This window comes from Vaginisenegalia massiliensis (assembly GCF_900604935.1).
Taxonomy (GTDB): Bacteria; Bacillota; Bacilli; order Lactobacillales; family Aerococcaceae; genus Vaginisenegalia; species Vaginisenegalia massiliensis.
In genome coordinates this window covers 83,948-107,475 of sequence record NZ_UWPC01000003.1, presented here as the reverse complement: position 1 = coordinate 107,475, position 23,528 = coordinate 83,948, and the positions used below count along the sequence as shown (strand labels likewise).

Annotated in this window: 28 protein-coding genes, 1 other RNA gene, 1 pseudogene and 1 other annotated feature; of the genes and pseudogenes, 5 read left to right on the top strand and 25 right to left on the bottom strand. The window is 42.7% G+C overall.

Annotated features, from left to right (window positions below):
* Positions 1-163 precede the first annotated feature (163 nt).
* The 6 genes and pseudogenes from EIH20_RS02675 to EIH20_RS02655 form a co-directional block, all read right to left on the bottom strand.
* Entirely contained in the window at positions 164-1,093 is a 930-nt protein-coding gene (locus tag EIH20_RS02675; RefSeq protein WP_124057819.1) for a sensor histidine kinase, read from the bottom strand.
* Positions 1,090-1,326: a winged helix-turn-helix domain-containing protein gene (locus EIH20_RS08630; protein ID WP_277423378.1), complete on the bottom strand. Its 237-nt coding sequence runs from the start codon at positions 1,324-1,326 to the stop codon at positions 1,090-1,092. The genes EIH20_RS02675 and EIH20_RS08630 overlap by 4 nt, the downstream gene beginning before the upstream one ends.
* Before the next feature lie 87 nt (positions 1,327-1,413).
* Positions 1,414-1,674, bottom strand: a pseudogene (locus tag EIH20_RS08625) (response regulator transcription factor); the annotation flags it as partial.
* Between the two features lie 89 nt (positions 1,675-1,763).
* Positions 1,764-3,569, bottom strand: coding sequence for a serine hydrolase domain-containing protein (locus EIH20_RS02665; protein WP_124057817.1), 1,806 nt, complete (start codon positions 3,567-3,569; stop codon positions 1,764-1,766).
* Between the two features lie 189 nt (positions 3,570-3,758).
* Positions 3,759-4,433 (bottom strand): DNA-directed RNA polymerase subunit delta, encoded by a 675-nt coding sequence (gene rpoE, locus EIH20_RS02660; RefSeq protein ID WP_124057816.1) that lies wholly within the window; start codon positions 4,431-4,433, stop codon positions 3,759-3,761.
* Between the two features lie 42 nt (positions 4,434-4,475).
* Entirely contained in the window at positions 4,476-4,883 is a 408-nt protein-coding gene (locus EIH20_RS02655; RefSeq protein WP_124057815.1) for a DUF1934 family protein, read from the bottom strand.
* A gap of 88 nt (positions 4,884-4,971) precedes the next feature.
* Between EIH20_RS02655 and EIH20_RS02650 the strand changes: the two genes are divergently transcribed.
* Together EIH20_RS02650 and EIH20_RS02645 are read left to right on the top strand one after the other, a co-directional pair.
* On the top strand, positions 4,972-5,808 hold the full coding sequence (locus tag EIH20_RS02650; RefSeq protein ID WP_124057814.1) for a lipoate--protein ligase family protein: 837 nt from the start codon (positions 4,972-4,974) through the stop codon (positions 5,806-5,808).
* A gap of 11 nt (positions 5,809-5,819) precedes the next feature.
* Positions 5,820-7,214 carry an HD domain-containing protein gene (locus EIH20_RS02645; protein WP_124057813.1) on the top strand — a complete coding sequence of 465 codons (1,395 nt, stop codon included), beginning with the start codon at positions 5,820-5,822 and terminating at the stop codon, positions 7,212-7,214.
* A gap of 96 nt (positions 7,215-7,310) precedes the next feature.
* Here EIH20_RS02645 and EIH20_RS02640 read toward each other — a convergent pair whose 3' ends face one another.
* The 3 genes from EIH20_RS02640 to EIH20_RS02630 are packed head-to-tail and all read right to left on the bottom strand — an operon-like array spanning position 7,311 to position 9,933.
* On the bottom strand, positions 7,311-8,150 hold the full coding sequence (locus EIH20_RS02640; RefSeq protein WP_124057812.1) for a MetQ/NlpA family ABC transporter substrate-binding protein: 840 nt from the start codon (positions 8,148-8,150) through the stop codon (positions 7,311-7,313).
* Between the two features lie 18 nt (positions 8,151-8,168).
* The gene (locus tag EIH20_RS02635; protein ID WP_124057811.1) at positions 8,169-8,870 is read right to left on the bottom strand and encodes a methionine ABC transporter permease; all 702 of its coding nucleotides are present in this window, start codon (positions 8,868-8,870) and stop codon (positions 8,169-8,171) included.
* A 1-nt stretch (position 8,871) separates the two neighbouring features.
* Positions 8,872-9,933 (bottom strand): methionine ABC transporter ATP-binding protein, encoded by a 1,062-nt coding sequence (locus tag EIH20_RS02630; protein WP_124057810.1) that lies wholly within the window; start codon positions 9,931-9,933, stop codon positions 8,872-8,874.
* Positions 9,934-9,985: 52 nt separating this feature from the next.
* Positions 9,986-10,252 (bottom strand) — a binding site (T-box leader).
* Between the two features lie 209 nt (positions 10,253-10,461).
* On the opposite strand from EIH20_RS02630, the gene EIH20_RS02625 reads away from it, so the two are divergent.
* The 3 genes from EIH20_RS02625 to mscL all read left to right on the top strand — a co-directional run bounded on the left by EIH20_RS02625 (position 10,462) and on the right by mscL (position 12,422).
* Positions 10,462-10,653, top strand: coding sequence for a 2-hydroxymuconate tautomerase (locus EIH20_RS02625; RefSeq protein WP_124057809.1), 192 nt, complete (start codon positions 10,462-10,464; stop codon positions 10,651-10,653).
* Between the two features lie 131 nt (positions 10,654-10,784).
* On the top strand, positions 10,785-11,915 hold the full coding sequence (locus tag EIH20_RS02620; protein ID WP_124057808.1) for an NAD(P)/FAD-dependent oxidoreductase: 1,131 nt from the start codon (positions 10,785-10,787) through the stop codon (positions 11,913-11,915).
* 117 nt (positions 11,916-12,032) lie between these two features.
* Positions 12,033-12,422 (top strand): large conductance mechanosensitive channel protein MscL, encoded by a 390-nt coding sequence (mscL, locus tag EIH20_RS02615; RefSeq protein WP_124057807.1) that lies wholly within the window; start codon positions 12,033-12,035, stop codon positions 12,420-12,422.
* 79 nt (positions 12,423-12,501) lie between these two features.
* Here mscL and EIH20_RS02610 read toward each other — a convergent pair whose 3' ends face one another.
* The 16 genes from EIH20_RS02610 to EIH20_RS02535 form a co-directional block, all read right to left on the bottom strand.
* Entirely contained in the window at positions 12,502-13,071 is a 570-nt protein-coding gene (locus tag EIH20_RS02610) for a DNA-3-methyladenine glycosylase I (RefSeq protein WP_124057806.1), read from the bottom strand.
* Positions 13,055-13,234: a hypothetical protein gene (locus EIH20_RS02605; protein ID WP_124057805.1), complete on the bottom strand. Its 180-nt coding sequence runs from the start codon at positions 13,232-13,234 to the stop codon at positions 13,055-13,057. Before EIH20_RS02605 ends, EIH20_RS02610 begins: the two co-directional genes overlap by 17 nt.
* A 16-nt stretch (positions 13,235-13,250) precedes the next feature.
* Complete coding sequence (locus EIH20_RS02600; protein WP_164470840.1) at positions 13,251-14,168, bottom strand: YdcF family protein; 918 nt, start codon at positions 14,166-14,168, stop codon at positions 13,251-13,253.
* Between the two features lie 127 nt (positions 14,169-14,295).
* Positions 14,296-15,189, bottom strand: a complete 894-nt coding sequence (rsmI, locus tag EIH20_RS02595; RefSeq protein ID WP_124057803.1) for a 16S rRNA (cytidine(1402)-2'-O)-methyltransferase — start codon at positions 15,187-15,189, stop codon at positions 14,296-14,298.
* Positions 15,161-15,547, bottom strand: a complete 387-nt coding sequence (locus EIH20_RS02590) for a GIY-YIG nuclease family protein (protein WP_124057802.1) — start codon at positions 15,545-15,547, stop codon at positions 15,161-15,163. Before EIH20_RS02590 ends, rsmI begins: the two co-directional genes overlap by 29 nt.
* Complete coding sequence (locus EIH20_RS02585) at positions 15,540-16,295, bottom strand: tRNA1(Val) (adenine(37)-N6)-methyltransferase (protein WP_124057801.1); 756 nt, start codon at positions 16,293-16,295, stop codon at positions 15,540-15,542. Before EIH20_RS02585 ends, EIH20_RS02590 begins: the two co-directional genes overlap by 8 nt.
* An 8-nt stretch (positions 16,296-16,303) precedes the next feature.
* A complete protein-coding gene (locus tag EIH20_RS02580; protein ID WP_124057800.1) occupies positions 16,304-16,762 on the bottom strand; it encodes an initiation control protein YabA in 459 nt (152 codons plus the stop codon).
* A 33-nt stretch (positions 16,763-16,795) separates the two neighbouring features.
* The gene (locus tag EIH20_RS02575) at positions 16,796-17,764 is read right to left on the bottom strand and encodes a DNA polymerase III subunit delta' (protein ID WP_124057799.1); all 969 of its coding nucleotides are present in this window, start codon (positions 17,762-17,764) and stop codon (positions 16,796-16,798) included.
* 34 nt (positions 17,765-17,798) lie between these two features.
* On the bottom strand, positions 17,799-18,128 hold the full coding sequence (locus tag EIH20_RS02570) for a cyclic-di-AMP receptor (protein ID WP_124057798.1): 330 nt from the start codon (positions 18,126-18,128) through the stop codon (positions 17,799-17,801).
* 13 nt (positions 18,129-18,141) lie between these two features.
* On the bottom strand, positions 18,142-18,780 hold the full coding sequence (tmk, locus tag EIH20_RS02565) for a dTMP kinase (protein ID WP_124057797.1): 639 nt from the start codon (positions 18,778-18,780) through the stop codon (positions 18,142-18,144).
* 15 nt (positions 18,781-18,795) lie between these two features.
* Positions 18,796-19,392 carry a recombination mediator RecR gene (recR, locus tag EIH20_RS02560; RefSeq protein WP_124057796.1) on the bottom strand — a complete coding sequence of 199 codons (597 nt, stop codon included), beginning with the start codon at positions 19,390-19,392 and terminating at the stop codon, positions 18,796-18,798.
* 16 nt (positions 19,393-19,408) lie between these two features.
* Positions 19,409-19,732, bottom strand: coding sequence for a YbaB/EbfC family nucleoid-associated protein (locus tag EIH20_RS02555; protein ID WP_124057795.1), 324 nt, complete (start codon positions 19,730-19,732; stop codon positions 19,409-19,411).
* A 222-nt stretch (positions 19,733-19,954) separates the two neighbouring features.
* Positions 19,955-21,961 carry a DNA polymerase III subunit gamma/tau gene (gene dnaX / locus EIH20_RS02550; protein ID WP_124057794.1) on the bottom strand — a complete coding sequence of 669 codons (2,007 nt, stop codon included), beginning with the start codon at positions 21,959-21,961 and terminating at the stop codon, positions 19,955-19,957.
* Between the two features lie 170 nt (positions 21,962-22,131).
* An RNA gene (gene ffs, locus EIH20_RS02545) (signal recognition particle sRNA small type) lies at positions 22,132-22,226 on the bottom strand.
* 33 nt (positions 22,227-22,259) lie between these two features.
* Positions 22,260-22,796, bottom strand: a complete 537-nt coding sequence (gene tadA / locus EIH20_RS02540; RefSeq protein ID WP_124057793.1) for a tRNA adenosine(34) deaminase TadA — start codon at positions 22,794-22,796, stop codon at positions 22,260-22,262.
* 165 nt (positions 22,797-22,961) lie between these two features.
* Positions 22,962-23,489: a hypothetical protein gene (locus EIH20_RS02535; RefSeq protein ID WP_124057792.1), complete on the bottom strand. Its 528-nt coding sequence runs from the start codon at positions 23,487-23,489 to the stop codon at positions 22,962-22,964.
* Positions 23,490-23,528 lie beyond the last annotated feature (39 nt).

Here is a 23,528-nt window from a genome sequence, read left to right as displayed (position 1 = left end):
AAAAACGTCTGTACCCATAGCTGAGCTAGGGTGCCCAAGAAAGATATTACTTGAATTTGGCTCATTCGTCAAGGAGAAGCTGGAAATCCTTTTTGATTTTGAATCCCAAATCGGTTCTCATCGAGTTTTCTCTAGTTGCCTTTTGACACTATTTTTCAAGTTATCATAGGGGAAGGGTAATAACAAAGGCTTTAGTGTACGGAGCTTCCAGGCTAATAAGCCTTAAGTGACCTTGATGTTGGTCCACAATTCGTTGGCAAATGGCTAAACCTAAGCCGGATCCTGTCTCGTTGGTCATCGAACGTGCCGAATCTTTTTTTACATAAGGTTGAACTAAATAGTCCAAGTCTTCCGACTTCAAGTCTTGCCCATCATCGGCAATTAAAATTTGAGCCTGTGCAGACTGCCTCTTAGTCGAGACTTTCAAGCGGCGGCCTTTTGCATTATGATAGCAGACATTCAAGACAATATTTTCAATTAAGCGATAGATATTTTGATAAGAAGCCTGAATTTTAAGCTCTTCATGAGTAAAATCAAGCTCTAACTGAACCTGATAGCTTTCTAAGGTATCATAATGATCGGCCAAGACCTGACTAATCACTTCATTTAAATAAACTTCTTGAGTCGTTAGGGACAAGTCATCTTGACTGGCTAACTTCGTATAGGCCGTTAATTGATCTAAGCGATTGGTGATAGTATCAACCTTAATGCGTAAGCGGTCATAGACCGATTGACGCTGATTTTCTTCAACTTTCTGATCCTTTAAGGCAGTCGCATAACCCTTAATCGCGGTCAAAGGAGTTTTTAAATCATGAGTAATCGATGCAAAAAGCAGATTATGCTGCTGGATTTGTTGGCTGACTTCAAAATGAATGATATGGTCTAGCTTTTTAATAAAATAAAAGGTGACCAGAACCAGCCAGGCAATATCTACCCCAATGTTTAAGATACCAATCACAGTAAAAGGCATAGACCAGTCCGGATATTGTCTAAGCCCAATTTCAAAGAGACTGTCAATTAAAACACTCACTGACCGCAAGACAATGACCGTGATGATAAACAAACGAATAATAGCTTGTCGAGTTTTTTTCATAATTTCCACCTATATCCGATGCCACGAATGGTTTCGATATGGTCGACGCCCAGTTTATCGCGTAGTCGACTAATCAAGACCCGTAAGGAATTATCATCCTCTAAATAGGTTTGCTCCCATGCTTGTTGATACAACTGCGCTTTGGTAAAGACCCATTTTGGATGTTCCATCAGTGTCTTAAGGAGCACACACTCCACCGCTGTTAAAGGGTAGTCTTGATCCGAAACCGTCACTGTCACCCGATCTAAATCCAATGACACGTCACCCAAGCGAATGACATGAGCGCGCTCTAGCCGACCTATGCGGGCCCGAACTTTAGCCACAACTTCGGCTGGTTCAAAGGGCTTGGTGATGAAATCTTCGGCTCCTATTTCATAACCCTTGAGTTTATCCTCCAAATGATTCAGAGCCGATAAAATCAGGCAAGGAAAATCATAGTCGGCTTTAATCCGTTCAATAAGCTGATAGCCATCCAATCCCGGCATCATAATATCGACAATCGCCAAGTCAATCGTCTCTTTTTGAACAATTTCCCAAGCTCTTTGACCGTCTTGAGCAAGATGAATTTCCCAGTCTTCTTGCTGTAGATAGAGAGAGTATCTCTAAGATAGCCGGTTCGTCATCACATATTAATATCTGATAGCCCGTCATTCACTTGCCCCCTTCCTAATTAACCCCTATACATTTGGAAAAATAAGACCGCTGCCATACTTAAACTTGGAAGAATGGCTGCTAATAGATCTTTTCTCCGATTTTGCTGCTTAGCCTTATTATATACCTGAAAGAGCAGATTCGTTAAGATGAGACCCGCACAAAGCCCATTGATTATCCCCCAAAATTGAACACTGGCTGCCTGATAGGTCTGAACAATCTGCCAGTAAAGGAAAATACCGCCAATCATCATCGCTGCTAGATGAGCACTTAAGTTAGCCCAGTTATAAAGTGAACTTGGTCGGCGAAGAATCCTTTTATAAATGGCCCGGCCCAACCAAAAGAGCCCAACTAACACATTCAATACTAAAACTAACAAGAGAATCACGGCCGTTCCGATTTCCCACCAAGGTAATTTTTGATAGTCGGTCGTATACGATTCAAAGCCCTGATTATCCGCCTTTTGGAACATTAAGAAGGCTAGACCATTACCTGAATCTTGCAGATAAGCTCGGTGGCCCAAACTAATCACTTTAAAATCAACAAGGGGAATCTTAAATTCTCCTGACGTCGCTGTTTTTTGGATGGGCATTAAACTCGACATATATTTAAAGAGACGACCAAACCCCTGTTCAATCGTTCTTCGCGGTGCATATACACCAGAAATATCTGCCCCTTCCCCTTTCTTGCTCGGATAAGCCCCGTACAGTAAAGTCGCTAGACCATAATTATAGGTCGTTTCACCTACTTCATTGGTCATGACCGCATAGCCCGTCTTTGATTGAGGATCGAACCAAAAAGCCGAAGAAAAACCTTGGGTATTTCCCCCATGTCCGATTAATTTTTGACCAGGATCGATAGACCAGAGACCATGGAAATTGCGGCCCAAATCCGTTTGACTATAGGTGGAACTTGCTTCTTGAAAGGCTCTCAGACTTTCCGTTTTTTGGAAGAGAGGTGACGTCTTAGCCGTAAACTGACTGGCAAATTTGCCAAAGTCTCCAATCGTTCCGGTGCAAGATCCTGCCGGATATAAGCCAATATAAACCAGACTAGACCCCAGATTTTCATGATTTTCCTGACTCAAATAGTAGGTTTGCATCTTGTTTCGCTGCTTAGCTACAAAGGCATTGTCTGACCAATCTGCTTTGGCCGATGTATGAGTCATCGCTAATGGCTGAAAAATATGGTCTTTGACATACTGATAATATGGCTGGCCACTCTGTTCTTGAACAATATAAGCCGCTAAAGCCGTCGACCAATTACTATAGGCCGTAACCGAGCCAGGCTGATAGATTTGCGCCGGTTGGCTGGAAATCAGTTGGTCCTTTAAACTGGGGATGTCTTGTTTATGACTGTACTCCACTTGATAGACCGTTTCTTGAAAGCCTGCTTGGTGATTCATCAAATCTAAAAGGGTAAAGTCTGCTTTAAAGTGCATTTTGGCTTTGAAATCGGCCGGTAAATAGTCGAGAGCAGACTGACGGAGATCTAATTTACCTTGTTCAACTAATTGCATGATGGAGACCCAGACCAAGGCTTTCGAGACCGAACCCCATTCATAGACTGAATCGGGACTTACTCTACGTTGCTTGTCCATATCTTCAAAGCCATCTTGTTTTTCCAGAATAATTTGGCCTTCCTTAAAGAAGACCATCGAAACAGAGGCGGTGCTCGCTCGTCTTTGATCCATAAATGTCTTTAATTTACTTTCCAAAATGTCCTTAGAAAAATCGGCTTCAGCTTGTACGGCTGTCATTCCCATACCAGAAAATAGATAGACACCCATCATCATGACCAGTAATAGTTTACGATAACTTTTCATAACTTTTCCTCCTTACCTATTACTTTCAGTATAAAAGGTCAAGATTAACTGAATATTAATTCTCCCAAATGCCAGACATTTTTTAAAATCGAAGACCTAATCAAAACACTCATCCTCACTATAGTTCTATTATTTTTGATTCGGTTTGCAGAAAAGCAAAAAAGCCGGCCCTAGGGCCGGCTTTTGCTATTATTCGTCTATTTCATCATCTGAATAGTCATCTTCAAGAACTTCTTCTTCCTCTTCGTCAGCAAATTCATCGTCTTCTTCGAGTTCTTCTTCAAGTTCTTCATCTAAGTCGATGTCTTCAGTATCAAACTCATCAAGATCGCTAGCGTAGGCAGTTAGTTCTTCATCTTCTTCGTCATCTTCAACTTCTGGAATCACTTCAAGACCGACTACCACTTCTGGTGTATCATCTTCATCATCTTCCGCATCATCAAAGATTTCTTCATCTTCAACATAATCGTCACTATCTTCAGGGTCATCATCGTTGTAGTCAATCATATCATCACCTTGAGAGAAGGCATTGTATTTACGTTTCTTACGACGACGGCGTTCTGGAATATCTTCATCATCAATAGAAGAGATAATTTCTTCATCAATGGCATCAATCGCATACCAAGCCCGTAAGCCCCAACGATTTTCGCCTAAAGAAATGAAACGTCCATCAATATTTAAGTCTGTATAAAAACGAGCCATACGATCTTCTAATTGGCTTTCAGATAGTTGTAAAAATTCTTGAATTTGAATCAGTAAGTCGGTGAAGTTTACAACATCGCCTTGCTTTTCTAACATGGCATAAGCAACTTCAACCATTGACAATTCAGCTAAATTTTGCCCTTTAAATTGTTCTAATTCCATCTTGCCACTTCCTTTTCTCGAGTACTCATATATATTACCGATTTAATCCTCATAAATCAATTGAAAATCATAGTTTCCCAACTTTTCTTGACCCAAGTAAAGTTCATAGGTCAGCCTCACTTGACCACTGTTTGCCTCTTGTTGCCAAGTTAGGTCTTGGGTAACGACTTGAAGCTCCCAGGTTCCTTGGGGAGTGGGATATAGACACTCAGTCGTCTGAGCGATATTAAAGGCCAAGCGTGTTTGACCCTGATGAATCGTTGCATAAGCTGGTGTTTGTTTATCAACCTTGATTTCTTGTAAGCCATGGGGACCTTGATAAGCCAGTTTGAAATAGGTATTTAAATCCCATAATTGGCCTGTCCCTTGCCACTGCCAGCGATCTTTTGTCCCATCATGAGCATAGACAATGGACTGGTTAATCTTAATTTGAACGGTAGTATGTCGCATAAGAACCTCACTAACTTAATCTCTACTTACTATTATAAGCTAAAATTTGTTATAATTATACTGAAAAATTCTGTAAAGGAGCGGCAACATGTCCGACTTGAGCTCTAGCTACCCCAATCGTTGGCTTTTATTTGACCACTCAAAATCTCACCTACAGGCCAGTCAGGCTTTAGCCTACGAAGATGCTCTGATTCGCTGGCTGCCTCAAATCAATCAAACCGATGGCTGCCAAGGCCAACGCAGTATCTTGCATTTATATCCGTTGGAGCAGCCTACGGTCTTACTAGGAGCTAAAGATAGTCGCTTGAGCCAGTTTAAGGAAGGAATCCACTTCTTAAATGAGGCTGGCTATCAGACCTGTTTACGACCTCATGGTGGCTTAGCCGTCGTCTGCGATCCAGGAGTAACTAACTTTTCTCTAATCCATGATCAAAGCCAGCTTCCCCTCTCCATCGACCAAGCCTACGAGCAAATGGTCGACTTAGTCAGCCGCTTCTTAGCTGGCTATGGTTTACAGGTTCAAGCCTATGAAATCTCTCAATCTTATTGCCCGGGACGTTATGATTTAGTCGTTGAAGGTCGTAAGATTGGTGGTTTGGCTCAGCGCCGCTTTAAAGATGGGGTTACATGCGCGGCCTACCTTAGTGTCACCGGCCCACAAGATAAGCGAGCTGACTTAATCAAATGCTTCTATCAAATCGGCCAAGCAGATGCGTCTTACCCAAACGTTGAGGCCCAAGTGATGGCTAGCTTAAGTGAGTTTATCCCTCAACCATTTAGTGTAACTGACTTTAATCAACAATTGATCCAATTCTTAGCCCAAAGCTCTTTACTTGATCTGAGACCGAACGTCAATTCCACTTTACAAACCCTTGTCAATCAAATGGAAGCCAAAATTCAAGCCCGTAATACATTTAACCCATAATGGAGGCCCTTATGAATCGCATTGAAGCTCTAGCTCAAAAAGAAAAGTTAAGCCGCGAGAAAGTCTTTCGCGATCCCGTCCACGATTATATTCATATCCAAGACCAAATGATTTTGGATTTAATAGATACTAAAGAATTTCAGCGTCTACGCCGCATCAAACAACTCGGCACCTCATCTTACACTTTCCATGGAGCTGAACATTCACGTTTCAACCATTCTCTTGGTGTTTACGAGATTACCCGCCGCATTGTCGATAAATTCGCTCGCTCGTATGCTTCCCAGGATCCCTACGATGGCCTCTGGCAGACACAGGAACGGATGTTGGTGCTCTGTGCTGCTCTCTTGCATGATATCGGACACGGACCCTTCTCCCATACCTTCGAACAAATCTTCCATACCGACCACGAAGCCCTTACTCAAGCCATTATTACCTCACCGGAAACAGAAATCAACCGGGTTTTACGCCGCTTTGGCGATGAATTTCCGCTTAAAGTAGCTAGCGTCATCAACAAAACTTACGAAAATAAACAAGTTGTCCAATTGATTTCGAGTCAACTAGACGCTGATCGCATGGATTACCTTTTACGGGATGCCTACTATGCTGGCGTTTCCTACGGTACCTTCGATATTACACGGATTTTGCGCGTCATTCGCCCCTTCAACAAGCAAATCGCCTTTGATTTTTCTGGCATGCATGCGGTAGAAGATTATATTATCAGTCGCTACCAAATGTATATGCAAGTCTACTTCCACCCTGTTTCTCGAGGTATGGAAGAAGTGCTTCAAAGTCTGCTTGCTCGGGCCAAACACTGCTATCTCAATCATCCTGATAAAATGAAAACGCCAATTGGCCTCTTAGAACCCTTCTTGATGAATAAATGGCAACTGCAGGATTATCTAAGTCTAGATGATACCATTCTCAGCTCTTATTTCACCCACTGGTTACGCGAAGACGATGCGATTCTGGCTGATTTGGCTTACCGCTTCCTTAATCGCAAATCCTTCAAGTCGATTCTGACTAATAACGATGAGAAAAATCAACTTGAAATTGCTTTGCGCAATGAACTCTTCAAGGCTGGCTTTGATCCAAAATACTATCTTTCTGAGAATTCTAGCTTCGACCTTCCTTACGATTATTACCGACCTAACCATAGCAATAGTAAGATTCAGATTGAGTTAGTCACCAAAACCGGTCAAGTGGTGGAATTGTCCCAAGTTTCCGCTTTAGTTCACTCCTTAGCCGGTAAGACCAACGGTGATCACCGCCTCTACTTCCCACGAGAATTATTTGAATTCCTCTATCAAATTCCAGCGGATCAACTCAATGAAGATCAGCGCATGATTCTGGTCGCTCATGCCAATGAACGCAATGACGTCACCCATATCCAGCAACGTCTATTCTAATCTTCCCATAACTACTTACAAAAACCGCTCCACCAGATAAGAAATTAGCTCTTATCTGGTGGAGCGGTTTTTTCGGTTCAGAGAACAGGCTAACTCTTATTCCCAAGCAGCCAAGTCGCTTCCCTTACTTACTTCTAATAATTTTTTCTTCACAGCTTCAGTTTGATAGATGGATAAGACTTTTTCAAGGACCTTACGGTCTTTGTTGCTTTTGTTAACTGCGACCACGTTCTTATACTCATCAGGCAAACTCTTTAAATCTTTAGCATCGATAAAGATAGCGTCTTTCAACGTTAAACCATTATCAATAGCAAAGGTATTATTGATGGCCGCTGCATCCACATCACTTAAAGAATTAGGAATTTGAGCCGCATCTAATTCTTCAAATTTCACTTGCTTAGGATTTTTTGTCACGTCCTTAACGGTTGGTAAAATACCCGCTTTGTCATCAACTTCAATCACTCCTGCTTGTTCAAGAGCTAGTAAAGCTCGACCTCCGTTCGTTGGGTCATTAGGAATAGCAATCCGTGCTCCTTTAGCTAATTCATCTAAGGATTTAACTTTTTCAGAATAAATTCCTAGCGGTGTTACATAGGTAAATCCAAGTGGTTCCAATGTTCCCTTATTTGCTTTATTCCAATCTTCAAGATAAGCAATATGTTGGAAAGCGTTGATATCTAATGATCCATCTTGCAAAGCGACATTGGGTTGAACATAATCGGTAAAGAGCACGATATCTAAACGAATACCCGCTTCTTTTTCTGCTTTTTTCGCAACAAAATCCCAAACTTCTTCTTCCGCATCCGATACAACGCCGATTTTAACCGTTTGTCCATCAAAGGGTTTATCAACAGCTTGCACGCTATGTGGAGCTTTAACCAGTCCGGCAGTCAATAACGTTGTTGCGAGGAGGGTTTTAACAAAGTGTTTAGTCATTTGAATTCCTTCTTTCTATTATTTATGGTGATGTTCTGCCGCCTTAATTAGGCGGTTAAAGATCAATTGGGACACAGCAACTAACAACAAAATCAAAAGCGTCGACACTATAATGATATCCATTCGGTTACGATTATAACCGCGGGCAATGGCCATGGTCCCTAAACCACCCCCACCAACTGCCCCCGCCATTGCGGTTAAGCCAATGACATTGATGACTGTTGAAGCGGATACTCGAAGTAAAGCAGGTAAGCCTTCACGTAGATAGACCCGGATGATAATGTCCATCGGCGATAAGCCCATAGCTTGAGCCGCTTCGATGACACCCGGCTTCACTTCTAATAAAGCAATCTCGACTTGACGAGCAAAGAAGGGCACCGTTCCAATGACCAAAGGAACTAGAGCAGCTGTTGGCCCAATCGTATCGTGGACAATGAGACGAGTTAAGCCACTTAATAAGGCAATCAAAATGATAAAAGGAATCGAACGGAAAATATTAATCAAATAATCCAACACTTGATAGAGACCCCGGTTTTCCCACAAGCCTCTAGGAGCGGTTACCACCATTAAGACGCCAATCACTAAACCGAAAAAGCCCGCAATCACAGCTGTCATGCCTAACATATAGACGGTTTCCCAGATGGCTTCATAAAATTTATCCAAATCGCGCATCACATGCGGCATCCACTCTTCTAAGATTGATAAGAAATCTAATAACATCTTATTGTCCCTCCTTTTCCTTGATTGCTTCTTGTGGGTCTAAAATCTTCACTTGAATGCCTTCCTTGGTAAGAAATTCAACGGCTTGGACTAAATTCTCTAATTGTCCAGAGAAAGAGACGAGTAAGTTACCCACGGGTGTATGTTCGATAATCTCGATATGGCCACTTAAAATATTGGTTTCAATGTTAAACTGTTTGGTTAGTCGAGCCACAAAAGGTTCCATAGTGGCTTGCCCAATATAAGTAATTTGGGCGATTTGGCCTGGGGCATTGGCTCCTTGTTGGGCCACATAATCAAAGACTGTCTTCAACTCTTGATCTAAATGGGTTGCCGCTTGAATAAACTCTTGGGTCAAGGCTTGTTGCGGATTGGTAAAGACCTCTAGAATTGGACCTTGTTCAATAATGCGCCCATTTTCCATAACAGCCACTTTATGACATAAATCTTTGACAACGGCCATTTCGTGGGTGATGACCACCATAGTGACTCCCATTTCTTGGTTAATGCGGCGCAATAAAGCCAAAATATCCTGAGTTGTCTTCGGATCTAAGGCACTGGTGGCTTCATCACATAGCAGAACCTCTGGGTCGTTGGCTAAGGCGCGGGCAATAGCCACCCGTTGCTTTTGTCCACCCGAAAGTTGGTCGGGATAACCCTTGGCTTTATCCGCTAGGCCAACCAAATCTAAAAGAGCGTTCACTTTATCAGCAATCTGGCTTTTAGTTAGTGAAGAGCCTTTTAAAGGAAAAGCGACGTTATCAAAGATCGTCCGCGATTCCATTAAGTTAAATTGTTGGAAAATCATGCCGATTTTCTTGCGGGCTTGGCGCAATTGGCTAGGTGTTAAAGCCGCCAAGTCTTGACCAGCGACAAGAACTTGTCCTTGAGTAGGCACTTGTAAGAAGTTAATTGTCCGGACTAGAGTTGATTTACCCGCGCCAGAATAGCCCACAATTCCATAAATTTCACCTTTTTTTACTTCTAACGATGCATTTTCAACGGCTACGATTTGGCGCTGACCTTGCTTAAATTTAACTGAGACATCGGTTAATTGAATCATCGCTTACTTCCTTTCTTTCTTTAAATAATCACATAAAAAAAACTCCCATCCCTCAAAGGACGCGAGTTGTTCATCATCTGCGTGGTACCACCTTATTTTGTTATCTCATCACTGACATAACCTCTTACAGTACGGCAACTGACATAATCAGTCATAATACTGTGGCTTTTTAACGGTAGCTCCCGTTCATTCTTATTGCTCAGCATTCAGAATGACCGCTCAGTGGCCATTTTCAATTCTTCTTTCTTGACTCACTTTCACCAAACGTGAGCTCTCTAGGCAAGTCCCAAGAATCTACTTTCCACTTCTTTGCGTTTCCTATACGTTATATGCATACTATCATGAAGGATTTGCCCTGTCAAACAAAAAATGATGATTTAATGAGAGAAATTCACAGACAACTATGCTACAATTATTTTAGCCTCGGTGATAGGTTCCAAGCAAGCGCGACCCCGTCACCGCTACCGAGCAAGGAACCCTTGGTTTCTGCTCAAACTTCTAGACTATATTAACTAAAGGAGTCAGATTATGCCATTTATCCATATTGAATTAGTAGAAGGTCGCAGCCTTGAAGCACGTCAAGCTATGGCCCACGAGGTTATCGATGTGGTAGCCAAGCATACCGGTGCCCCTGTTGAACATATTCATGTGATTATTAATGAAATGCGCAAAGAAGACTACGTTCATCTTGAAGCTGCCAAGGATTCTGCGGCCAACTAAGTCAAGCAGGTTTTATATCAATCACGCCCAACCCTCATCCAGTCAAGTTAGCTGTGGCTTAGCTTACTTAGGGGCCAGGGGCGTGATTTTTCTTATCCCCACGCATTAAAGTAATGACAAGGAGAATAGCGATGACTCAACATTTTGCGATTATTGGTGGTGGTATTGTCGGTTCGACTGCGGCTTACTATCTCAGCCGTCAAGGTTATAAGGTCACCCTCTTCGATGAGGGAATCGGTCAAGCGAGCCAAGCGGCGGCGGGCATCATTTGTCCCTGGTTTTCTAAACGTCGCAACCAAACTTGGTATCAATTAGTCCGTCAAGGAGCCGAATTCTACCGGCTATTAAATCAAGATCTCCTAGCCGATGGCTGCTCAAAGGTCAGCTTATTTCAAGAAGTCGGTAGCCTCTTATTGCGTCCAAACCAAACAAGTTTAGACCAAGACCTCCTCTTTGCCCAAGAAAGACGCCAACTAGCGCCCGCCATCGGTCAAGTAAAAACCCTGACTCCAGATCAAGTCAAGCAAAGTTTTCCCCTAATCGAGACAAACTTAGGTGCAACCTGGGTTCAAGGGGGTGGCTTAGTCGATGGTGCCGCTTTGGTAGCCAGTCTGCAGCAGACTAGCCAGTCTCACGGCTGCCAAATTATACGCAGTAGGGCTCAATTAATCCGCCAAGCTGATAATCGCTTGTCTATTCGTTGGGACTTTCCCCAAAAGGAACAAGCCTTTGATCAAATTCTCTTAGCTGCCGGAGCCTGGTTACCGCAAATCTTAGAACCCCTCGGTTACAAAGTAGATATCCGCCCCCAAAAGGGTCAATTAGTTCGCTTCTACCATGATCAATGGGCTAACCAAGCTTGGCCAGTGATTATACCCCCAGGCCCTATCGACCTCATCCCTTTTGCCAGTGGACATCTAATTGTGGGAGCTAGTCACGAAAATGACCAAGGTTACGACTTGAAGCCAAATGATGATGTGCTTCAGGACCTTATAGCTCAAGCCTGCTACTGGCTTCCCCAACTAAAGCAAGCTGATATCTGCGATGTCAAAGTGGGTATTCGAGCCTATACTTCGGACTACGGTGTTTTAGTAGGCTCTGTCCCTGAACTAACAAATGTAACGGCCATTTCCGGACTTGGCTCATCTGGCTTAACTTCAGGTCCCTACCTAGGCTACCAATGGACACAACTAGTGACGAAAGGACAGTGGGACATAGATCCCCAGCTTTATCCTATTGAAACTTATATCAAACGGACGTAAAACCGTTTACACCTTATAAAATGATTAAAGTTTCATTATCAGGAGCGTTTGACTATACAAGTACTCAGCCTCGTGTTATGCTTAGGCTATATTAAAGAAATAGGAGGGATTCCTTTCATGTGGAAAGAATTCAAAGCATTTATTGCCAACGATTCAATCGTTAAATTAGCAACAGCTGTTATTATTGGTGGTGCTTTTACTGCAATTATTAATTCATTAGTTAAAGATATCTTCATGCCAGTTATCGTAGCCTTAACTGGACAAGCTGATGTTTCTCATTTAGCAGTTAAAATTGGTTCAACTACCCTTGGTGTCGGTAACTTCTTACAAGCGATTATCAACTTCTTATTAATCGCAGCTTTACTCTTCATGACTTTAAAAGCTTTAGAAAAAGCTCAACGCAAAAAAATCATTGCTCCAGATCCAGAACCAACTGGTCCTACTGAAACAGAATTATTAGAACAAATTTTAGTAGAATTAAAAGAACAAAAACGTCCAACGCTTTAATCTTTTAAATCAAAATTAAAAATCGAATCCCTCTAAATTGGGATTCGATTTTTTTGTTGGGCAAAATTTAATTAAAAGTTTACTTAAATGAACAGCTAGCCTCATGATCATTAATGACCCCGATAGCTTGTAGATAGGAATAAATAGTGACTGTGCCGATAAATTTAAAACCACGTCGTTTCATATCCTTGGTTACTTGATCACTCAGTGGGCTTGATGTAGCAGTAGGCTGGTCAGATTGACGAACGATGGGTTCCCCTTGTGTAAAGTGCCAAATATAGGAATCAAAACTACCGAATTCGACCTGAACACGCATAAAAGCCTGAGCATTGGCGATGGCCGCTTGGATTTTGCCACGATGACGGATAATGCCAGGATTATTTAATAATCGTTCAATATCGGCTTCATCATACTTGGCGATTTGTTGGTAATCAAAATTTGCAAAGGCTTGATCAAAAGCATCTTGCTTAGACAAGACTAATTGCCAAGAAAGACCTACATGAAAGGTCTCTAAAATCAGCCAACGAAACAAAGCTTGATCATCGTGTTCAGGCTTACCCCAGACAGCATCATGGTAGGCCACATAATAATCCGGCTTACCTTCTATCCAAGTACAGCGGTTGACTCCAGTCTTAGGCTTTGGCGTCATGATCAGACCCCAACTCAGCTAAAGCATCCATATCGAGTTCATATTGATCTGCTAACTGATCTTTAAAAGTCGGTTTTTCTTCAATCTCAACCCCCAAATTACGCAAAAGTTGATCTAGCTGGGAATCTTTCTTTAACAAAAAATCTTCATCTTTTAATGGCATACGGATTTCCTTCTTTCTAAGATAGTCGAAACACTTGCGTAATTCCGTTGATAATAATAAAGATCAAAAAGATATAGTTAATTTCTTTTGAGATTAACAGAAAAGCTAAATATTCTCGCACTAAGGCATAGGGCCACAAATAAAAAGCGGTCGTAGCACCTAAAAAGTCGGCCTTCAAGTGATGGATATCAGCAAAATACGCCGATCTCAATAAGTGGAAAAGTGAAGTAATAACCAAGGGGCGCGATTGAATACCTTGTTTGGCCAACAAGGCCTTGGAATAGATGAAATTCTCACTAGTATTTCTAGCTTGTTTCTCAGCCAAAATCTGAACCTCCGGAATGCCTTCTTGAATGAGATAGGCTTTCATCCGATCCGCTTCAGTCATGTCGGCTTTATTATCCAAACCTCCGGAAACAATATAAATAACCTTTTCTTGTTGGCCCTTGGATAGATGGCGATGATAGTGCACCGTCCGATCTAAGCGCCGCTTCAAGGTGTTGAGAACTTGCCCATCGTCACCAATTTCCGTTCCTAAAATAATGACAGCCTCATGTTCCTTGGCTTTGGGTAAAAACTGGAGGATTAAATTCATCAACATATAAGCGATGACAGTTGCCGTAAAATACAAGGCAATTAAACTATAGATTGAAATAAAACGAGCAAATTCAAAATGCACCCGATTGGATAAACCCCACAAAGTGAACGCCACAAAAACTAAAAAAGAACTGGCTATCAAACCATTAAACAGCTTCTGCAGACGATTCTGCCCTTCCTCTTTAAAAGAACGAGCAATAATCAAAAGGGCTAACACTGCCAAGATAAAGGGCACCGCTAACATAACGAAAGCCGAAATAATATAGAAAAAATAGCGGAACATAAAAATCGGTGTCCAATCACTATCTTGAAAAATAGCCAAAATAAAACTCGTCATAGTATAAAAAGCGAAGACCGCGGGTTGTAACAAATGCCGTTTAGAAAACAAAGCTATTGAGGTTAAGAGAAGAAAAAAGCCTAGAAAGAAAAAGAACATATCAGCACCTCACTTATCTTAACCTAGTCTAATCAAGCTCATGATAAGCTTGATAAACCAATTGTTTCTTAACTTGTTGTTGCTTTGCCACATGCTTAATGGCCTCTTTTGCATCCAATCCCTGGGCTGCCATCAAAGCCTCAACTTGCTGCTTCCAAGTTAGGTCACTAGCGTCTGTTAAGGTATCATCGATTTCAGCTTCCGAACGCCCCCCTTGACCGCCTTCAATCAAGAGGACACATTCACCCTTGAGTTCATGATCAGCCAGATGAGTCAATAATTCAGCAGCCGTCGCTCGAAGATATTCTTCATAACGCTTAGTCAGCTCCCTCGCAAGCACCAAATTGGTCTGTGGACCCAATTCCTTTTGAATGGCCTGCACGCTCTTCTTAACGCGAAAAGGCGATTCATAAAAGATGGCCGTTTCTTGTCTTTGACCAACCAAACTGAGTAATTGCTTTTGTTCCTTAGTAGCTCGAGGAAAGAAACCATAATAAGTAAACTGGCGACAATCCAAACCTGAGGCAACTAAAGCCGTCAAAGCCGCATTAGCACCCGGGAGCGCAATGACAGGCAGGTTCATAGCCAAGGCCCTTTGAACTAAAGGATGGCCAGGGTCGTTAATTAAGGGCATGCCAGCATCCGAAATCAAAGCAATCTGCTGACCGGCTTCCAACAAGGAAGCATAATAGTCCAAATCACTTGGCCGCGAAAACTCATGAAAACTTTTCATCGGTTGATGAATATCAAAATGATTCAATAATTTAATCGAATTACGGGTATCTTCAGCTAAGATCAAATCCACACTGGCTAAGACCTTAACCGCCCGGTAAGTCATATCATCCAAATTACCAATCGGCGTCGGAACGAGATACAAGGCGCCGATTGTTTGGTCAGGTTGATAACTCTTCTGTTGTTGCATGCGTCTGGTCTCCTTCCTTAGTCGTTACTAATAGATGATTTTGTAGCCCTTTTACTAGCACGAGGGCCTGACTGGGGTGAACGTTTACCTGAGCCTGAGCCAAGTAAGCTAGTTTTTCAGCTCGGTTGAGCTGTTTGAACCGGGCCTCGCTCTGCAAGGCAGGCCGCTTTTGGTCAAAATATTCGGCATAAATCATGGTTAGAGGCTGTCGCTTGGCGGCTCGGGTGTACTTAGCCCCTTTACCAGCTCTGTGTGTAGCCAAGCGCTTAGCTAAATCAGTGGTATAGCCGGCATACAAGCTCCCATCACCACACAATAACACATAAAAATAATGCTTTTGTTGTCCTTGATCAGCCATAATAAATCGCCTGCAATTCTGGCGTATAGGTATTATCGTCCTGATATACCACTAGTGGCGGTTCAACCCGCACCCCGTTGCGTCCGCCACGATAAATGGCTTCAACGAGGAGAACGTTAGCCCGTGCCCCCGCTTTAGGATGAACAAATTGCATGCGATAGACTGCAAAATGATGCTTCTCCAAACAAGCCATCAAATCATCTAAACGGTCTGGCCGATGTACAAAAAAGAGCCGACCCTTATCTTTAAGAATCTGACTGGCCTTCTTCACCCACTGGTCGAGCGTCAATTTAAGCTCATGACGAGCCAAAGCCAACGAAGTCAAATGGTGAACTTCCTTACTATTATCCACTAAAAAATAGGGGGGATTACAAGTCACTATATCGTATTGACTGCCCTGATACATAAAATCATTTAAATTCATACATTGAAAATGCAACCGGTCTTGCAAACCATTAAGCTGAGCTGACCGCTGAGCCATCTCGACTAAGCCCGGCTGTAATTCAATCGCATCAATTGCAACTTCCGTTTTAGCACTCAAAAGCAAGGGAATGACCCCGTTGCCACTACAAAAATCCACAATTTTCAATTTGTTCCGTCGAGGAATTTGGGTGAAATGAGCCAAAAGGACCGCATCCAAAGAAAAGTTGAAATAGTCCTGACTTTGAATAATGACCAAGTCCTCCCGGATAAAACGATCTAAGCGCTCACCCGGACCTAATTGGGGGGCTTTATCTGCTTCAAACATGCTTCGTCCTACTTTCTCTCCTCATGCTGCGAATGACCCTCTAAGCCATCCAAAAGACTTTGGCAGAACATGCACTCTTCACCAGGCTCGCGCCGCGAACCAAAATAAGGATGGCAAATATGAATCCCTTCCTCATAAAACGTTTGTAGGCGTTCCTTGCCTGAACTTGCCCTTGCCTGTGTTGACTCATCTTGGCGACCAAGCTCAAGTTGGCTTGATTCGCCTAGCATTTTCGCAGTCTGACCGGAATCAAATTGGCTAGCTTCTTCATTCCCTGTTTGATGGGATTTCAAATTAGACCATTCCGGCAGGCGACTGCCATGCCATTCATGGTTCATCAGCCGTAAACGGTTATTTTCTTCAATTAAATCACTATAGGCATTGCTTAGCTGTGCCACCGTTTCATTCAATTGACTTAATTGCTGATCAAACTGGGCGATCAAGGCTTGAATTTTCTCTTGTTCCATGGCACATCTCCTCTACAATCACTTGTCTTTAACTTACTTCACTAAGCTGACAACTAGACCTTCAAAAACTAATTGGGGGGACACATTGGCCGCTAAACGCTGCTTAGCAAGCAATATAGCCTCCTGAATAGCTAATAATGTTGAAAGTTGACAAGTTTGTTTCTGTAATAACTCATAAATAAAATACGATTGAATCACCTGGTCTGATTGGGCGCCGGTCGTCAATTGTACGACGGCAGCATGGTTGATAACAGCCAGATAATCTAAGGCATCCAAAGCGTCTGCTCCGGACAAAAAGGCTTTAAGTTGACTTTGAATCATCACAAAAGCCTGCGGATTCCCCCCCACTAATAAGCGATAAAATTGATTCAAGAGCTTAATCCACGTATCAAATTCTGCCACTTGATAGCGAAGGGTCCACCGTTGGACCGCATCGCCGCCAAGTGCTTGAATGATTTGGGCATGGCCTTGGTCAAATCCTTGGTCAACCATTGCCTGAATTTGATCCTGACTGTCCACTTGAGCTAAATGAATCGTCTGCACTCGCGAGCGGATAGTGGCTAATAAACGATCCGCTTCTTGAGCGAATAAAATCAGATAAACATCAGCAGTGGGCTCTTCAAGAAAGGTCAATAAAGCATTGGCAGCAGACGCATTCATAGTATCTGCCTGTTCGATGACCGCCATCTTAAAGTCAGCCTCAAGCGGCGATTTCGTCAACCATTCTTTAAGCGAACGAATCTGATCGACTTTTAAATTTTGCCCGTCAGGTTGGAGGTAATACACATCAGCAAATTGATCCGCTTCAATCCGCTGACAGCTTTGGCAGTGGCCACAGGCCGGTCCTCCTTGGTCTTGCGCTGTTGGACAAACTAGCTTCTGCAAGATAGCTTGGACCAAATCGTGCTTAGCTTGCTGATTGGGACCGGTAAACAAATAAGCATGAGCCAATTGTCCCTGGTCGATCAGCTGTACAAAGTGTTGGGACTCTACTTGGCTCATGCTATTCCTCCTCTAATTTAACTTGCAATAAGAGCTAAAATTGAAGAAATTGATCAATCGGTAAGACAAAGACCGTTGCTCCGCCCACTTCAACTTTAACCGGGTACGACGCTGACACATCTAAAGTAACATCTAAGTTCACAGGTGAAGAAATATATTGTTCACGCGATTGCGAAGATGCTTTGATAACTTCAAGAACTTCGTCAACCCGTTCTTCTTCAATCCCAATCAAGAAAGTGGTATTTCCAGACCGTAAAAATGAACCCGTTGAACTTAATTTGGTTGCACGAATATTCGCATCAAATAAGGCGTTACCTAAAATTGTTTTGTCCTGATCTTGTACAATAGCAATAATTAATTTCATCTTACATTCCTCCTTAGATAATCCCATGCGCCTGCAATAATTCTAAACAATCCTGAGCCACTTGGTCGACAGGTTTCGTTCCATCTACTAAGACGATGCGCTCTTGTTCCGCCGCAAAATCTAAGAATGCCTGACGCACTAGATTATGAAAGTCCACACTTTCACGATCTAAGCGGTCAAACTGTCGTTTGCCTTGAGCTTTATATATCCGTTCTAAGCCCACTTCGGCTGGCACATCAATTAACAAGGTTAAATCCGGTAAATAATCTTCAATCGCAAAATGGTTAATTTGCCAAATCAAGTCAGTTGAAATATTACGTGCAATCCCTTGATAGGCTAATGAGGAATCCACAAAACGGTCACAAATCACGATTTTGCCCGCTTCCAAAGCTGGAATCACCGTCTCAACGAGATGTTGGCGTCGCGAGGCTGCAAACAAAAGGGCTTCCGTACGATGATCCATATCTTGATTATGCACATCAAGCAAAATCTGACGAATTTGTTCAGCAATAGCTGAGCCACCTGGTTCACGGGTTAAAATATATTGATCTTGCCAACCCGCTTGATCCAATAATTGGCTAAGGGCCTTAATCGTGCTCGATTTTCCTGAGCCGTCTGGACCTTCAATTGAAATAAATCTCCCTTTTTTCATGTTCCACCCTTTCAATCACAACTCCCGACGGCCTTCAATCGCTCGATAGAGGGTCATTTCATCCGCATATTCGATATCCGAACCTACAGCCAATCCATGCGCCAAGCGAGTCACCTTAATCCCAATTGGTTTGATTAAACGCGACAAGTACATCGCCGTCGCTTCTCCCTCAGCTGTAGCATTGGTTGCAATGATGATCTCTTGAATCCGCTCATCTTCTAAACGCTTGATTAAACTAGCAATATTTAAGTCTTCCGGTCCAGTCCCCTCCATCGGTGAAAGTACCCCATGAAGAACATGGTAAAGACCATGGTACTCTTGCATTCGCTCTAAGGAAATGACATCACGTGTATCTTCAACGACTAGGATTTGGCTCTGATCCCGTTGCGAATCACTACAAATGCTGCAAGGGTCGGTGTCCGTAATATTGCCGCAAACACTACAATAAGTTAGATCCCGCTTCACGTTAATCAAAGCTTGGGCAAATTGAGTCACATCCGCTTCCGGCATGTCTAGTACATAGAAAGCCAAGCGAGCAGCGGTCTTGGATCCGATACCCGGTAATTTGGTAAAACTGTTCATTAACTTAGCAATCGGGACTGGATATTGCATGAGACGACTCCTTCACTTAGAACGGTAAATTCAAGTTTTTGGTAAATTTACCTAACCGTTTTTCTGTATCTTCATCAATTTGGCTTAATACTTGATTAGTAGTAGCAATAATTAAATCTTGTAACATCTCAACATCGTCAGGATCGACTAATTCAGGTTTAAGCACTAATTCAACCATTTCTTTGCGCCCATTCATCTTAACGGTCACTAACTCATTGACATCACTAGCTTGATAAACGGTTTCTTCAATCGCTGCTTGTTCTTTATTCATTTCTTTTTGCATCTTCTGCATTTTTTGCATCATGCCTTGCATGTTGCCCATATTTCCCATACCTTTCATAGAAGGGCCTCCTTGTTGAGTTTTATGTAGCTTCTTTTCAATTATACCATGAAAGCCCCATTTTCGTGACAAGAAATCCTTGTAAAAACCTTGAATCTTGTTTGGAGCTTAACGTTAAATAAAAAAAACAACCCGAGCACAGCCTTCCATCAGCCAAACTGGTTTAAGAAAAGCGTTGATTCGGGCTAGATTATCCTATGCTTCATGCCGACTTGTTAACGTTTATTCATCAAAAACATTGACTTTATCGCTACCAAATAATTCAACGGCACGGGCCACTACTTCTGGTAACGGTGGCTCTTCCATTTGATCCTCAAGGAGTAAATTATCTGCTTCAGGATCAGTCAGACTGGTTTGAGTTGTTGGCTCTCGATTAGCTTTCTCTTGGACAGGTACTGAGTTATCAAAGTCCATGCTAGCTGCAACATCCTCCACTTCAGATTGAACAAGTCTTTCGTCCGCGGGCGTTTGTTCTGGAGCATCGTAATCATCTTGATCGTTTTGACTAACTTCTTTTAAATCTTCGGTCTCCGGCAAATCAAGCGGCTGACCACCGTTTTGTTTACGCAATACCATATAGTCTTGACGAAGTCCTTGCCAATCCTTAGTCAAAATGACTTCAAGGCGAAGATTATGGCCCAGTATTTGACTAGCTATTCGTTCTACCCGCTCACGCAAATCCGCATCATGTTGAATCGCTCCACAGAAAGCTAGATTATCAAAAGCAATCAAGCCCAAGGAAGGGCCAGCGGCTAGCGGTTGGGTGCCAAAGAATTTGGCCCGTTGGACGGGACTCAATTCTGCTAAAATACGACTCCATTGAGCCTTTAATTCTTGAATATCGGTTTTAGTTGCCTGATTCAAAACTCGATAGACCTGGTTGACTTCTAATTGATAGTCGGTTTTGAAAGCTTCTGGCCGTGGCCGCGGTGTCTTGGCTGGTTGAACAGAGGTCGTTTCTAGTTTATGACCCTCGTTAACCGGTTCAACGACTTCCACGTCTGGTTGGTTATAGGCTTGACGCCGCAAAGTTTCTTGTAGTGTAGCTACTTGTGTTTGTAACTGCATAACGCTTTCTTCTAAGAAACGAACTTTCTCCTGCCATTGGCTGTCTGACGAATCGGCTGTCATTTCGGGGCGATGGCTAACTTGGCTATGGTCGCCTTGAGCCAATTGAACCGTGATCACCTCAAGATAAAGGTCCGGCTGATTAGAAAAGCGCATTTGATTTTGAGCCGAATTCAACTGATGAATCAAGTGATAGTAGAAGTCTGCCGGGATAGTTTGGCGAACTTCTTGCAATTCAGCTTCATTTAATAGCGTATGGTTATGTTTAGTATGCAAGGTCAAGAGTAAATCGCGGCTGAATAAGATAAGTTCTTCGATAAAGCGTGAAGCCTGTTTACCTTTCGCCAACTGAGTCTGTAAAAAACTTAAGGCTTGTTGCGCTTGCCCCGCTTTTAAAGCTAAAAGATAGTCAATATAATCTTTTTGATCGAGTGAGCCCGACACCTCCAAAGCAGAAACAACCGTCACTTCTTGGTTATTATAGGAAAGAGCTTGATCTAAAAGGGAAAGAGCATCTCGCATGCCTCCGTTAGCGGCACGGGCGATAATGGCTAAGGCCTCTTCTTCATAAGCAATGTGATCATGATCAAGAATATGTTGCATGCGACTAATTAAGTCGCGCGCTTGAATCCGTTGGAAATCAAAGCGTTGAGTCCGCGAGATTATCGTAGCTGGAATCTTATGGGGTTCTGTCGTTGCTAGAATAAAGATTACTTGAGCGGGTGGTTCTTCTAAGGTCTTTAGCAAAGCATTGAATGCCCCAGTTGTTAACATATGAACTTCATCAATGATATAGACTTTATACTTAGCTTGGGTCGGCGCATAGCGGACTTTGTCGCGCAAATCACGAATCTCTTCAACCCCATTATTTGAAGCGGCATCAATTTCAATGACATCGGATAATTGGCCGGACGTAATCGCCTGACATAAGTCACATTCGTTACATGGATTACCATCCTCTTGGTGCGAACAGTTTACCGATTTTGCCAAAATTTTAGCAGCGGATGTCTTACCGGTTCCTCGCGGCCCCGTAAATAAATAAGCATGGCTCAATTGCCCATTTGTAATCGCGTTCTTTAATGTCTCGGCAATCATGTCCTGACCCACTAATTCATCAAATGTTTGTGGCCGCCAAACACGATATAAGGCTTGATAACCCATGCTTTGTCACTCCCTCAATAAAATACTTACTTCCATTATAACAAAAAGAAGGGTCAATTTAACCCTTCTTTGGCAAAATGATTGCGATAGTCAGTTCCTGTCCAAAATATTACTGAAACATAATCATAAAAGAAACTCCCCGCTAAATGATTGATTTAGCGGGGAACATTTTTAATAAAAAAAATAGCACATGACCTTGTCACTTATAGCTGCTACCTTCCGGTCCTGACTCGATTCGTGACGTGGTCATTGCCAAAATTTATTATAACACAAGTTCAATAAAAAGCCAAATCGAGGATTATTGAGCGTCTTTGTCCGCAGCTTGGTTAGCTTGCTTACGGGCTTTATTTCGTAAACGCAGACCTTGAAAGAAATCTTTCATCTTCTGACGACACTCCTCTTCAAGAACACCCGCCACCAATTCGACCCGATGGTTAAAACGGGAATCTTCGACCAAATTCATCAAAGAGCCTGCACAACCTGCTTTAGGATCCGTTGTTCCATAGACTACCCGATCCACCCGCGACAAGATAATGGCTCCCGAACACATAGGACAAGGTTCTACCGTCACATAGAGGGTCGACCCGGTCAAACGCCAAGCCCCAACTAATCGATTGGCTTCCTGAATTACTAGAAGTTCTGCATGAGCTGTGGCTGCATGGTCACGTTCGCGCAGATTAAAGGCAGAAGCAATGAGTTGACCATCTTTAACTAGGACGGCTCCGATAGGCACCTCACCAATAGCGGCCGCCTTATCCGCTTCCTCTAAAGCTAGGCGCATCCATGCTTCATCGATTTGCCGTTGTGCCTGAGTTAAGTCATCACTATGAATCATGGTCCCACCTCCTATTTTACTAGCATAGCATATCCCTCGACCTTCGCCAATCCTGATTAGCCTAATAAGGACGGCTCCCTCTCTTGATGGGACAAAAGGCAAAGGCCCTTATTTACCAAAAAAGGAGTCCCCTTGGGACCCCTTTTAGTTATTGGTGGAACTGGATTAGCTTAAGAAAGAATTTAATTTACCCACAATCATGTTGCCAATCTTTAGGGCTGATTCGATGGTTTCAAGGTAAGAATCATGAGCAGTTTCAATCACGTCTTCGGATTTGTCCACTAAATCATCTTTTAAGTTAGCAGCTTTCTTAGCTACTTTGTCTTGTTTCTTCGTAACTTCTTTCTCAGTGTCTTTCATGAAAGACTGCGCTTTTTGACTTGCATCGTCACGGAAGTCTTCCACACGATCAGTCACATCATCTAAAAATTCACTGGCTTTATCCATCACACGGTTAGAACCATCAATAAATTTCATTAAAAGAGAGACTTCGTTATCAGATAAATCATCCACAGCTTCGACGATATCGTCATCCGCTTTTAATTTATGTTGGACTAAGGCTTTGGCACGTTCACGATTAACTAATCCTTGAACTTTGTTACGGGCGTTTCCGTCACAGTGGACATATAAAGCCACCCCCGCAATTGTCAGTGCAGAACCAATTAAAAGTTTGTTAAATGAAGCTTGTTCCATGATCATTTCCTCCTTAAGGTAACTTTAATTGTTCAACTA